General features: G+C 69.3%; 13 protein-coding genes. 5 read left to right on the top strand and 8 right to left on the bottom strand.

Annotated features, from left to right (window positions below):
* Window positions 1-52 precede the first annotated feature (52 nt).
* A complete protein-coding gene (locus tag DID96_RS00885) occupies window positions 53-421 on the top strand; it encodes a DUF3175 domain-containing protein (protein WP_124597387.1) in 369 nt (122 codons plus the stop codon).
* Window positions 422-452: 31 nt separating this feature from the next.
* Here the strand turns inward: DID96_RS00885 and rpoN are convergent, their stop codons facing one another.
* From rpoN to DID96_RS00860, 5 genes are all read right to left on the bottom strand, one after another.
* Window positions 453-1,880 (bottom strand): RNA polymerase factor sigma-54, encoded by a 1,428-nt coding sequence (rpoN, locus tag DID96_RS00880; protein ID WP_124597386.1) that lies wholly within the window; start codon window positions 1,878-1,880, stop codon window positions 453-455.
* Window positions 1,881-2,039: 159 nt separating this feature from the next.
* On the bottom strand, window positions 2,040-2,921 hold the full coding sequence (locus DID96_RS00875) for a MipA/OmpV family protein (RefSeq protein WP_409333745.1): 882 nt from the start codon (window positions 2,919-2,921) through the stop codon (window positions 2,040-2,042).
* Between the two features lie 148 nt (window positions 2,922-3,069).
* A complete protein-coding gene (locus tag DID96_RS00870) occupies window positions 3,070-3,381 on the bottom strand; it encodes a hypothetical protein (protein ID WP_124597384.1) in 312 nt (103 codons plus the stop codon).
* Window positions 3,382-3,394: 13 nt separating this feature from the next.
* On the bottom strand, window positions 3,395-3,577 hold the full coding sequence (locus tag DID96_RS00865; RefSeq protein ID WP_124597383.1) for a hypothetical protein: 183 nt from the start codon (window positions 3,575-3,577) through the stop codon (window positions 3,395-3,397).
* Between the two features lie 145 nt (window positions 3,578-3,722).
* Entirely contained in the window at window positions 3,723-4,022 is a 300-nt protein-coding gene (locus DID96_RS00860) for a hypothetical protein (protein WP_124597382.1), read from the bottom strand.
* A 147-nt stretch (window positions 4,023-4,169) separates the two neighbouring features.
* Between DID96_RS00860 and DID96_RS00855 the strand changes: the two genes are divergently transcribed.
* The 3 genes from DID96_RS00855 (at window position 4,170) to DID96_RS00845 (ending at window position 5,841) form a co-directional block, all read left to right on the top strand.
* Window positions 4,170-4,421, top strand: coding sequence for a hypothetical protein (locus DID96_RS00855; protein ID WP_124597381.1), 252 nt, complete (start codon window positions 4,170-4,172; stop codon window positions 4,419-4,421).
* A 347-nt stretch (window positions 4,422-4,768) separates the two neighbouring features.
* Window positions 4,769-5,200: a CBS domain-containing protein gene (locus DID96_RS00850; RefSeq protein WP_124597380.1), complete on the top strand. Its 432-nt coding sequence runs from the start codon at window positions 4,769-4,771 to the stop codon at window positions 5,198-5,200.
* Window positions 5,201-5,340: 140 nt separating this feature from the next.
* Window positions 5,341-5,841 carry a PRC-barrel domain-containing protein gene (locus DID96_RS00845; RefSeq protein ID WP_124597379.1) on the top strand — a complete coding sequence of 167 codons (501 nt, stop codon included), beginning with the start codon at window positions 5,341-5,343 and terminating at the stop codon, window positions 5,839-5,841.
* Between the two features lie 12 nt (window positions 5,842-5,853).
* Here DID96_RS00845 and DID96_RS00840 read toward each other — a convergent pair whose 3' ends face one another.
* The 3 genes from DID96_RS00840 to DID96_RS00830 all read right to left on the bottom strand — a co-directional run bounded on the left by DID96_RS00840 (window position 5,854) and on the right by DID96_RS00830 (window position 10,134).
* Window positions 5,854-6,444, bottom strand: coding sequence for a DUF4142 domain-containing protein (locus tag DID96_RS00840; protein WP_260463773.1), 591 nt, complete (start codon window positions 6,442-6,444; stop codon window positions 5,854-5,856).
* A 199-nt stretch (window positions 6,445-6,643) separates the two neighbouring features.
* Complete coding sequence (locus tag DID96_RS00835; RefSeq protein ID WP_124597377.1) at window positions 6,644-8,653, bottom strand: PAS domain-containing hybrid sensor histidine kinase/response regulator; 2,010 nt, start codon at window positions 8,651-8,653, stop codon at window positions 6,644-6,646.
* Between the two features lie 122 nt (window positions 8,654-8,775).
* A complete protein-coding gene (locus DID96_RS00830) occupies window positions 8,776-10,134 on the bottom strand; it encodes a sigma-54 dependent transcriptional regulator (RefSeq protein ID WP_124597376.1) in 1,359 nt (452 codons plus the stop codon).
* 321 nt (window positions 10,135-10,455) lie between these two features.
* Here DID96_RS00830 and DID96_RS00825 point away from each other — a divergent pair, with 321 nt between their 5' ends.
* Window positions 10,456-11,436: a sigma-54-dependent Fis family transcriptional regulator gene (locus tag DID96_RS00825; protein WP_124597375.1), complete on the top strand. Its 981-nt coding sequence runs from the start codon at window positions 10,456-10,458 to the stop codon at window positions 11,434-11,436.
* Window position 11,437: the final 1 nt, after the last annotated feature.

The raw sequence follows: 11,437 nt of genomic DNA, 5'->3' as shown, positions 1-11,437 counted from the left end.
GCGCGCGCATCGTCCGCCGGTCGGCGGCGCGCCTGCGCCGAAGGAACCCGTCATGACGTATCGCCAATCGCCCGTCCAACCGCCCGCTCGACGCCCCTCCACGTCACACCGCAAAACCCGCGATACGGCCGCGCGGCAGCCGCCTCCCGAGCAGCGCTGGTCGCAATCGGTCACCGAGCACAGCGACGCGCTCGACCTCGAACCTGGCACGTTCACGCACGACACGCCCGAGGCCGTCGCACAGGCGCTCAAGCGTGCGGCTGAGCGCAGCACGCGCCGCAAGGGCACGCCGTTCCAGTCCGCGATGGCGATGCTCAACTTCTACATCAACCGGGCAGGCGTGCATCTTCCGCAGGCGCAGCGGGACGTGCTCGAACAGGCCAAGCAGAAGCTGCGCGAAGCGTTCGGCCGCGACGCGTGAACGGCGGCACGCCCGCGTTGCCGCGCGTCGTTCAGGGCCGGCGCAGATCGGCCGGTGGAATCTTCATCGCCTGCCGGTACTTCGTCACCGTGCGCCGCGCGATCACGATCCCGTGCCCGGCGAGACGCTGCGCGAGCGCGACGTCGGACAGCGGCGTGCGGGCGTCCTCGGCGGCAATCATGTCGCGCATCAGCGCCTTCGCGGCTGCGGCCGAGCACACGCTGCCGGCGTCGGTGTCGAGCCGGCGCGGAAAGAAATGGCGGAACTCGTACGTGCCGTGCGGCGTCGCCATCGTCTTGTTGCCCGTCGCACGCGATATGGTCGATTCGTGCAGGCCGAGCTCCTCCGCGACGTCGCGCAGCACGAGCGGCTTCAGCCCGATCTCGCCGTACAGGAAGAAGTCGCGCTGGCGCGCGACGATGCATTCGCCGACACGGCGGATCGTGTCGAAGCGCTTCTGCGCATTGCGGATCAGCCAGCGCGCCTCCTGCAGTTGCTGGCCGAGCGGCGACTCGCGACTGCCGGACGCCTGCTCGAACCATTCGGCATAGCGGCGATGCAGGCGTGCACGCGGCAGCAGCGCCGGGTTGTTCTGGACGATCCAGCGGTCGCGCACGCGCCGCACGATCACGTCGGGAACCACATAGTCGCCGCCCGGCCCGCCGTATTGCAGCCCCGGGCGCGGATCGAGCCGCCGCACGAGGGCGCAGGCCGCGTGCAGCGTGTCGGGATCGGCGCCGGTGGCTTTCAGCAGGATCGCCGTTTCGCGGCGCGCAAGCTCGGGCAAGTGATGCGCGGCGATCTCGCGCGCGACCGCGAGACCGGGCAGATCGGGCCGTAGCCCGTCGAGCTGCAGCAGCAGGCATTCGGCAAGCGTACGCGCGCCGAGGCCCGGCTTGTCGAGCGACTGGACCCGGCGGAGCGCGATCAGCAGTTCGGCGTCGGAAAACACCGCGTCGTCGCACACGGCGGCGGCCAGCTCGTCGAGCGGCTGGCGCAGATAGCCGTCGTCGTCGAGCGCGTCGATGATCACGCGCGCGGCCTCCACGTCGCGCGGCGGCAGCGGCGTCAGGCGCAGCGTGTCGTGCAGGTATGCGTGCAGCGTCGGCGGCGCGACCAGCGCGTCGACGGGATCGGCATCGTCCGGCGCGTCGTGCATGCGCGGCGCGCCGATCGACATCCGTTGTGCGTCGAGGCTTTGCGCGTCGTCGAATGCGTCGCGCGCGGCCGCGCCGGCATCGGCATCCTGTGTCGCGGGCACGGGCTCGTCGGGCGGCGCATCGTTGCCGGAATCGCCACCCGCCTGTTGCCCATCCTCGAGAAACGGATTCGTGTCGAGCGCGGCACGCAATTCCTGCTGGAATTCGACGGACGACAGCTGCAGCAGCCGCAGCGCTTGCTGCAGGCGCGGCGTCAGTGTCATGTGCTGACGCAGATCGAGGGAGAGGCTCAGTGACATGCGGCGGTCCGGTTTCGGCTGGAATCGTATGACCTTGCCGCTGCAACATCCGTGCCGGGCGCCGGCGCCCGAAGCGACGCAGCCGCGCCGGCGCCCGACCGCGCGCACGCGGGGAATATTTACAATCGGCACGGACGGATTCTCCCGCCGGGTGCCCGGTCAGAACTGGTAATTAACCGACAGGTCAAGCACGCCGTTCGTCGTCTGCTGCGTGATCGGGCTGCGCGACGCGCGCCCGACGAGCTGCTCGATCGCACCGTCCGCGGTCAGGAACCAGTGCTTGTTCAAGAACCAGACCATCGTCACGCCCGCGCCGACCGACTTGATCCCGGCCCCCGACGAATAGCGCGGCAGCCCCGAGCGCGCGGCCGCGGCGTCGCTGACGCCGAACCAGCCGTTCATGTAGCGGCCGTCGGCGAACGACACGGTCGGCCCCGCGAACCAGAAGAAGTTGTCGTTGCTGCCCGGCATCGGCATGTACGCGGACAGGTCACCGGTCCAGCCGTTCGACCCGCCGACGCTGCGCCGCACGTCCGCGCGCAGCACGAGCGGGAATTCCTTCGAGATCACGTAATCGGCCGACAGCTTGAGGACAGGGGCCGCATTGATGTTGTCGAGCCCGTTCAGGTGGCCGAGATCGTCCGCTGAGCGGCGCCCGAGGTCGTAGCCGACGGACAGGCTGACGCGCCAGTTCGGCCCGCGCAGCACGTTCGCGCCGATGCCCTCGCCGGTCGAAATGAAGAACAGGTCGCGGTAGCGGACGTCGAGGTTCGGCCCGCCCATCACGCGGTAACGGTCGGAGCCCGCGTAGCGTGGCTGCAGCGTCATCCCTGCGCCGACGCTGACCTGCCAGGTCGGCAGAGTCGGTTCGAACATTTTTTCGAGGGGCACGCCGGCCGAGTACTGCCACTCGCCGAGCGGCGACGGCGTTTGCGCCGACGCGTCCTGAGCGCCCGCACCTGCCGCGAGCACCGCGGCGGTCGACAGACCCGATACGAGCCGGCGTGTGCCGGCAGACTGCGACAGGCGAGCGAAAACCATAGGCAGCATCCGTTATTAGCGTGAACAGACCCTACTGAACATCCTACGCGACGCGCGCGCGGCACGCAAAGTGCCCGCCGCGCGCGGGCACCTGGCTGACGATCACGCAGGGTCAGTGGGCGCAGTAGGGCCAGCCGGGTCGACGGAGTCAGAAGCGTTCGACGTGATAATCGCCGGCGAGCGCGGCCGGGCTGCGCTTCGCCATCATTCGCGCGAAGCCGTCCGCGAGCCGCCCGAGCGCGAGCTGTTTCTGGCTCGCGTCCCAGTGCGTGTACGCATCGTACGCGGCATCGTCGAACGACACGGTCATCGCGACCGGCCGGCCGCTCGCGCGAAAGCCGATATGCAGCACGCCGCCCGGCAGTTCCTCGATGTGATATCGCAGCGAGCGCGATTCAAAATAGCGGCCCAGCACCTGCGCGATCGCGCGCTTGTCGGGCGATTGCACATGAATGTCCATGGCAGTCCTCCTTTCAGGTTTCGCACGTGGTCGGAAGCGGCGGGGTCAGCATGGGCGGCGGCCGCGCCGGCGGATCGCCGTGCGGCAGTTGCTCCGGCAGTGGCGGATCGACGGGATCGTCGTGCGCGGGTTGCGGCGGATCGGGATCGACATCGGGCGTCGGCTCGGGACGATGCAGCTTGCGTGGCGTGTTCATGGCACTCCTGCGGCGGCAGTCGCGCGGATCGCGACGACGCGAACCGGTGTGCAATCGGCGTACCTGCGCTGCGCCCGTATGCGCCCGCATGCACCACGGGCGGAGACCGGCGCAAGCGCGGACGATCCGGATTCCGCGCGACAATTCAATCGCCATACGCCGCCATCACGAGCCACATGTCGCGCCCTTCGGTCGTGAGCCGCACCGCGAGCGCGAACGGATCCGCGGGGTCGCAATGTGCGACCAGCGCGCGCTGCGCGCTCTCCGGACCGTCGTAGACGGCGTCGCTCAGCTGTCTGACCTCCTCCTTTCCGTCGAACATCCGACGCTCGGGCTGATACACGAGCGACTCGCCTTTCCAGGCCGCGAAGCGCTCGCGCACGTGTTCGAAATCGCCCCCGCAGACGTTCGCGTCGTAACGTAGACTTTCACTGGATGTCTTCATCACGCTTCCCCCCTCTTCGTCGCCGGCGGGCGCACGCACCGCGTCCTGCGCCGCCGGCCGTACTCGACGGCGCGCATCCGCCGTACCCGCGGCAACCAACGGGCACGCCGTTTGCGCATCGTCATTCACCGATCAAGGAGGTTGATCATGACCGTCCACGCTACCGGCAGCCGCACGCACGATTCGGCAGCCGCGGGCTCGTTTTCGCTGTCCGCGTCGCAGCGCAAACCGTCTGACGACAAGACGGAGGAGCGCATCGACGAAGGGCTCGAAGAGACCTTCCCGGCCAGTGACCCGCCCGCGATCGGCGGCGGCACCCGTATCGAGCCGTCGAAGCCGTCAGGCGAGCGCGCGCCGCGCGCGCCCGACACCCCATCCACGCCCCGCAAGCAGCACTGACGCGGTGGCGGCCGGCCCCGCGCGGCGCACGCCGCCGGAGCCGGCGAAACCAGGATTCAGGAATCAGGAGTCGAACGATGAAACGCATCGAACGCGCATGGCGCGAAGTCCGTGGCGCCGCCGGCGTCACCGCGCTCGTCGCGATCGAGAGCATGCTGGTGTTGACGATCGTCGCGCTAACCGGCGTCGGTCGCTGACCCGGGGCCGCGCGGCGGCCCTGGAAGAAGTACAAACCAGCTGGCAATTTTGTCCGTGGCGGCGTCACGCGTGCGCCACGCACGCACAGCGCTGCACGGCGGCACGCCGCTTGCTGGCTTCTCCGGGCCCCGCTCAACAAGGAGAAGCTCATGTATCGCATCAACGAGATCATGTCGCACGACGTCGTCTGCGTCGCGCCAACCGACACGATCCGCCATGCGGCCGAACTGATGCAGCGTTTCGACGTCGGCGTGCTGCCGGTCTGCGAGGATCATGAACTGGTCGCGATCGTGACCGATCGCGACATCGTGGTGCGCGCACTGCCGGGCGGCCATTCGCCCGACACGCCGGTACGGGCGGTCGCGTCGGCGCCGGTCGAATGGTGCGTCGTCGACGACGGCATCGGCGAAGTCCAGCAACGGATGGCCGATGCGCAACTGCACCGGATGCCGGTGATCGATCACGACGGGCAACTGGTCGGCATGGTGTCGCTCGGCGACATCGCGACCCGTGCGGCCGGCGCCGAGCGCGACGAACTCGCCAACACGCTCGAAGACGTATCGCTGCCGCGGCGCACCTGAGATCCGCGGCAGCGGCGTTGTGCAGGCGGCGGGCCGTGACCCCGTGACCGTCACGCGCCACGCCCGCCTTTCGCGCCGCGTGCCCACCCCGCGGCGGCCGGCCTGGCGCGCCGCCCGTCGCACCGATGAGGAGGATTGCCATGACGATGTCGAAACAGTCGCGCGAAGGCGCGCGCATCCTCGGCGGCAGCGGCCGCCCGGCACGCGGGCCAGGGCCCGACGTGATGGCCGCCGGCACGCTCGCCGGCAACCGGGTGTTCACGATGGAAGGCGACGATGTCGGCAAGCTGAAGGACGTGATGCTCGACGTGCAGTCGGGACAGATCGCGTATGCGGTGGTGTCGTCGGGCGGCCTGCTCGGGATCGGCGACAAGCTGCTCGCGATCCCGTGGGGCGCGCTGACGCTCGACACCGAGCGCAAGTGCTTCGTGCTGCCGGTGCCGACTGAACGCGTGCGCAACGCGCCGGGCTTCGCGAAGGACCACTGGCCCGCGATGGCCGACCCGAGCTGGGCGGCCGCGCTGCACGAGTACTACGAGAGTTCGCCGTACTGGCTTGCCGAGGAATCGGAAACCGACATCGACGCACCGCCGCACGAGGCGTCGCCCGGCGGCCCCGACGACGACACGCGCCGGCATTGAGCGCCGCGACGCTCAATGCGCAGCCGCGACGAGCGCCGACAGCCGGCGTGCCGCGGCCAGGTGTTCCTTCAGTATCGGCAGCGTACGGGCCGCGAACGCACGCAGTTGCGGGTCGCGGCCCGACTCCGCCTCGGTTTCGTACTCGCGGATCGCCTGCTCGTGCGCGGCCGGTCCGACGAGGTCGACATACGCGACGTCGAACGCGTGCCCTTCCTTGCGCCGCAGCGCCTCGAGCGCCGGATCGACGAGCGACTTCGTCTGCACCGGCACGCCCTTGCGTGCGCCAAGCTCGCGCAGCGCACCGGCGATGCCGCCGTGATCGTCGACCATCCTGTGCGCGAATGCCTTCACGTCGCGATTCGCTGAACGTTCGAGCGCGAGCTGGCTCGCCAGCAGTTCGGTCTTGCCGGCCATGCCGGCCCGGTCGACGAACTCCACGTCGATGCCGGTCGGCCGGCGCGTCAGCCCGGCTTCGTCACCAGTCGCGCCGGGCCGGATCACGCCCGGCGCGACCCTGACCGCCGACGCCGATTGTGGCGGCGGTTGTGCGCGCACTGCGGCGACGGGGCAAAGCGCCGCGAGCGCACACGCCAGCTGTGCCAGTTGTTTCTTTGTACGGTTCGGGTTCAATTCCGACCTCCTTGTCACGTCGACACGGGCCGGGTCCGCCACCACGCGACGTCACGCGTGCCGTTCATCCAGTCGGATCGGTTCATCGTCACCGCCTTGCGCTCGCCCTGGCCAAAACGCGTCCCGGCAGGACGGGCGCAACCGCCAGGCCACGCGCACGCGCGTCGCAATATCAGCGGCCGGGCGTGTGGACATCGCCCGTCGCGGCCGGCGCGACGTCGACGATCACGCTCGCGAGCGTCGGCAGGTCGACCGGCTTGCACAGATAGCCGTCGAAGCCGGCCGCCATCACGCGGTTGCGGTCCGCCTTCCCCGCATGCGCGGTCACGGCGACGACCGGCAGCCGCCCGCCACGCGCATGCCGGTGCCTCAGGTGCTCCAGCAGCCAGAAGCCGTCGCCGTCCGGCATCGCGAGATCCGACAGCACGACGGTCGGCGCGCGCCGCTCGACCGCATCGAGCGCATCGCGGCCCGAGACGGCCGTCGCAACCTGCGCGCCGAGCGTCTCGAGCGCCGCCGCGAGGCTCGCGCGCGACGTCGCATCGTCGTCGACGACGAGCACGCGCTGGCCGTCCAGCGCGACCACCGCTGCGCCACCTTCGGGATAAACGGGCCACGTAGAGAGCCCGGCCGGCTCCCAGCCGAGCGGCAGCGTGACCGTCACGGTCGTACCGCGCCCGGTGCCTTCGCTCGCGGCGGACACGTTGCCGCCATGCAGTTGCGCGATGTGCCGCACGATCGACAGACCGAGCCCGAGACCGCGCTTGGGCGACGTGGGCCCGCCTTCGAAGCGCCGGAACGCATCGAACACGTACGGCAGGAATTCCGGCGCGATGCCCTGCCCCGTATCCGCCACCGACAGTTGCACGCGGTCGTCCGAGCGCGTCAGCGACACCACGACACGGCCGCCCGCCGGCGTGAACTTGATCGCATTCGACAGAAGATTCGACAGCACCTGGCGCACGCGCTCGCCATCCGCCGAAATCACGCACGCGGGCAGCGCGCATTCGGTCACGAGCGTGAGGCCTGCGGCCCGCGCGGTCGCGTCGAGCTCGCGGGTCGCCTCGCGCGCAATACGCACGAGATCGATCGGCACGCGCTCGAGGCGCAGCTTGCCGGTCGCGAGCGACGACGCGTCGAGCAGATCGGCGACCATGTGCGACAGCGAACGCGCGCTGCGGTCGATCGCGTCGATCGCCTGCCGTTCGAGCGCCTGGCCGTTCGCGCTGCGCAGCACCTCGACCCAGCCGTAGATCACGTTCAGTGGCGTGCGCAGTTCGTGCGACACGGTCGCGAGCAACTCGTCCTTCAGGCGGTTCGACGTGTCGGCCTGCGCACGCGCGTCGCGGGCGCCGCGCAGCGAGCGCATGCTGCGGCGTTCGTGACGGCGGCGTTCGTGCGCATCGCGCAGCGTCATCGACAGGCCCGCGCAGCCGCCGTGGCCGTCGCCGATCGGCGATGCGGCGAACGTCGCACGAAAACGCGAGCCGTCGCGTCGCATGCACAGCACGTCGAGCGGTCCGACCGCCACGCGCTGATCCGAAAGCGACGCCGGCACCGGATGCCGGCGCAGCCAGCGGTCCGCGATCAGCGTCGTGACGTCGCGGCCGAGCACGGCTGCGGACTCTGCGCCGAAGATCCGCTCGGCGGCCGGATTCCAGCTCGTGATGCGGTGCGCGGCGTCGATGCCGATGATCGCGTCAGGCGACGCGTCGACCACGCGCCTGAGCAACGCGTCGTCGCCACCATCGCCACCCGGCTGTGCGCCGGCGCCCGGCTTGCGGTGCGCGGGGTGCGCGTCGGGGTCGGCTGCCGAAGCGTCGCCGCCGTCGTCCTCGGGGTCACGTCCGGTCGAGAACAACGGCTTCACGGTCGTCACGAGCATGCATTCGACGAGGCCGATCGCCAAGAACCGGCCACCCTGCGCGAGCAGCGCCAGCAGCGTCGCATCGCGCAGCCACACCGCGCAGATCACGGCCGCGCTGACGACCGTCGCTGCGAGGCCGCCGCTGAACGATGTCAGCCATGCGGCGGCGGCGATGCCGGCGTAGAACGGCAGCGACACGAACGGCACATGCACGCCGGTAACGTGGACCGCCCACGCCTGCAGCGCGGACGCCAGCGCGACCGCTAGCACGATCCACGCGCCCTGCGTAAGCAGCTTGCGGACCAGGATTCTCATCGGTTCCTCACGTCGCCCGGGTCGGAACACCGACGCCGCGGCGCCACCGTGGCCATTCCGCATGCGGCAGGGCAGCCCGGACAGGTCCGTTACATCCAGCAAGCGGCGTGCCCGGTGCGCGATCATGATGGCGGCTTGTCGTCGTCCGGCTCCGCGAGCCGGCTGTAGATCGTCTTCAGGCTGACGTCGAGCACTTCCGCCGCATGCGCCTTCACGCCGCCGCATTGCTCGAGCGTGCCGAGGATGACTTTCCGGTCAAGTTCGGACAGCGGCGCGCCGAACGGCACCGTCACCGCGTCGGCCGGCTCCGCGAGGCCCGCCACTTCGTCGAGGATCGGCGGCGGCAGCGTGTCGATCAGGTCTCCGTCGTTGAAGATGCACGCGCGCTGCACGAAGTTGCGCAGCTCGCGCACGTTGCCGGGCCACTCGTAGCCCGACAGCGCGGCAAGCGCGGCCGGTGCGAAGCGCACGCGTCTGCCCGATTCTTCATTAAGTTGCTGTAAAAAAGCGTCGGCGAGCATCGGGATGTCACCGCCGCGCAGGCGCAGCGGCGGCAGCTCGATCGGGAATACGTTGATGCGGTGGTACAGGTCCGCGCGCAGCTTGCCGTTCGTCATCGCGGCTTCCGGATCGACGTTGGTCGCGGCGACGATGCGCACATCGACGTCGATCTCGCGTGTCGAGCCAAGGCGCGTCAGCGTGCCCGTCTCGAGCACGCGCAGCAGCTTGACCTGCGATTCGAACGGCATCTCGCTGATCTCGTCGAGGAACAGCGTGCCGCCGTTCGCGCGCTCGAAGAAGCCGCGATGCTGACGTTCCGCGCCGGTGAAGCTGCCGCGGTCATGGCCGAACATCTCGCTTTCGACGAGGTTCGCGGCGATCGCGCCGCAGTTGATCGCGAGAAACGGCCCCTTGCGCCGCAGGCTCAGGTCGTGGATCGTCTGTGCGGCAAGATCCTTCCCGGTGCCCGATTCGCCGGTCAGCAGCACCGACGCCTCGGTGCTCGCGACGCGTCCGATCGCGTCGTAGACGGCCTGCATTGACGGCGACACGCCGAGCATCCGCCCGAAGCGGCCGAGCCGCTGCAACTCGGAACGCAGCGCGGCGATTTCCTCGTGCAGCACGCTGGTGCGCGGCACCCGCGCGAAGATGCTGTTGAGCCGCTGCATGTTGATCGGCTTGACGAGGTAGTCGGTTGCGCCGCGCCGCAGTGCATCGATTGCGGTTTCGAGGCTTGCGTGGCCGGTGGTCAGCACGACTTCCGCATGCGTGCCCTTCGGCAACGCGTCGAACAGGTCCATCCCGCTGCCGTCCGGCAGCACGAGGTCGCACAGGATCAGATCCGGCGTTTGCGCGGCGAGGCGCGCACGCGCTTCGCCCAGCGTCGCCGCGGCATCGCAGTTCAGTTGCTGGGCCTGCGCGAGCGCGGCAAGCATCGCGCGCGTATCGGCGTCGTCCTCGACGATCAGTACGTAAGGCATCTTCGCTCCCTCTCGCATGCCGCGTTGCCGTTGGGCAATCGTCTGCACTGCGATGGAAATCCGCGCATCGAGCGCATCCAATGCATCGCCGGTCGCATGCAACGCCGGTTGCCCTGAAGAGGATCGCGATCATGAGGCGCTTCGCGAATTCACAGTAATGGAATGGCACACGTATTGAAAGGCGTGATGGAATAATTCTTCCGGTCACGCGTCGTGTATTGGAATTTTCTATTCCGGGCACCTTCGGCGGCGCTACGCTGTCGATGATAAATAACGCCTGCGCATCCGCTGCGCGGTGCCGATTTTCAAAACGGACTGCCCATGATCGTGTCCGAACCTATTGTGCGGTCGAGACCAGGCAACGACGGCCGCGGCCTGTCCGGGCATTCGGCGGGCATTCGCGCGCTGCTCGACCGGATCGGGAAAGTGGCGCCGACCCGCGCCAGCGTGCTGATCGCCGGCGAAAGCGGGGTCGGCAAGGATATCGTCGCACGGTTGCTGCACGATCTCAGTGCACGCCGCGACGGCCCGTTCGTGCCGGTCAATTGCGGCGCGATTCCGCCCGACATCGCCGAATCGCAATTGTTCGGACATGAGCGCGGCAGCTTCACGGGCGCGCTCGCTCAGCATGCGGGTTTCTTCGAAGCCGCGCGCGGCGGCACGATCTTTCTCGATGAAATTGCCGAAATGCCGGCGGCGCTGCAGGTGAAGCTGCTGCGCGCGCTCGAGGCAAATGCGATCGTCAGCGTCGGCGGCAGCGAACCGATTCCGCTCGACGTGCGCATCGTGTCGGCCACCCGCCACAATCCGGCCGACGCTGTGCGCGACGGCCGCTTGCGCGACGATCTGTTCTACCGGCTGGCCGCATTCGCGCTCTATGTGCCGCCGCTGCGGCACCGCGGCGACGACATCGATACGATTGCGCAGGAATTCGTCGCGGCGCTCAATGCGCGGCATGGCACGCACAAGCAATTGACCGCGCATGCGCTTGCCGCGCTGCGCGCTTATCCTTGGCCCGGCAACGTGCGCGAACTGCGCAACACGATCGAGCGCGCGTTCATCCTCGCAGACGAACGGATCGACGTGTCGTTGCCCCGGCATCCGCCGCCGCCGGACCCGGCGCGCGAGAATGCGATGTCGTTGCCGCTCGGCGCGACGCTGCATCATGCGCAGCAGTGCTTCATCGCCGCGACGCTGAGCCACTTCGGCGGCAACAAGCCGCGCGCCGCGCAGGCGCTCGGCATCAGCCTGAAGACGCTGTACAACCGGCTCGCGCTGATGCGCGACGCCGGCGTGCCGTGAC

This window comes from Burkholderia sp. Bp8963, assembly GCF_003854275.1.
GTDB lineage: Bacteria > Pseudomonadota > Gammaproteobacteria > Burkholderiales > Burkholderiaceae > Burkholderia.
This window is presented reverse-complemented; position numbering and strand designations above follow the sequence as displayed.

What these genes read in the sequence shown, in the direction of transcription:
- DID96_RS00865 (WP_124597383.1), bottom strand. Translation starts at nt 3,577, where the DNA reads ATGAACACGCCACGCAAGCTGCATCGTCCCGAGCCGACGCCCGATGTC.
- DID96_RS00860 (WP_124597382.1), bottom strand. Translation starts at nt 4,022, where the DNA reads ATGAAGACATCCAGTGAAAGTCTACGTTACGACGCGAACGTCTGCGGG.
- DID96_RS00855 (WP_124597381.1), top strand. Translation starts at nt 4,170, where the DNA reads ATGACCGTCCACGCTACCGGCAGCCGCACGCACGATTCGGCAGCCGCG.
- DID96_RS00825 (WP_124597375.1), top strand. Translation starts at nt 10,456, where the DNA reads ATGATCGTGTCCGAACCTATTGTGCGGTCGAGACCAGGCAACGACGGC.
- DID96_RS00870 (WP_124597384.1), bottom strand. Translation starts at nt 3,381, where the DNA reads ATGGACATTCATGTGCAATCGCCCGACAAGCGCGCGATCGCGCAGGTG.
- DID96_RS00885 (WP_124597387.1), top strand. Translation starts at nt 53, where the DNA reads ATGACGTATCGCCAATCGCCCGTCCAACCGCCCGCTCGACGCCCCTCC.
- DID96_RS00875 (WP_409333745.1), bottom strand. Translation starts at nt 2,921, where the DNA reads ATGGTTTTCGCTCGCCTGTCGCAGTCTGCCGGCACACGCCGGCTCGTA.
- DID96_RS00835 (WP_124597377.1), bottom strand. Translation starts at nt 8,653, where the DNA reads ATGAGAATCCTGGTCCGCAAGCTGCTTACGCAGGGCGCGTGGATCGTG.
- DID96_RS00830 (WP_124597376.1), bottom strand. Translation starts at nt 10,134, where the DNA reads ATGCCTTACGTACTGATCGTCGAGGACGACGCCGATACGCGCGCGATG.
- rpoN (WP_124597386.1), bottom strand. Translation starts at nt 1,880, where the DNA reads ATGTCACTGAGCCTCTCCCTCGATCTGCGTCAGCACATGACACTGACG.
- DID96_RS00845 (WP_124597379.1), top strand. Translation starts at nt 5,341, where the DNA reads ATGACGATGTCGAAACAGTCGCGCGAAGGCGCGCGCATCCTCGGCGGC.
- DID96_RS00850 (WP_124597380.1), top strand. Translation starts at nt 4,769, where the DNA reads ATGTATCGCATCAACGAGATCATGTCGCACGACGTCGTCTGCGTCGCG.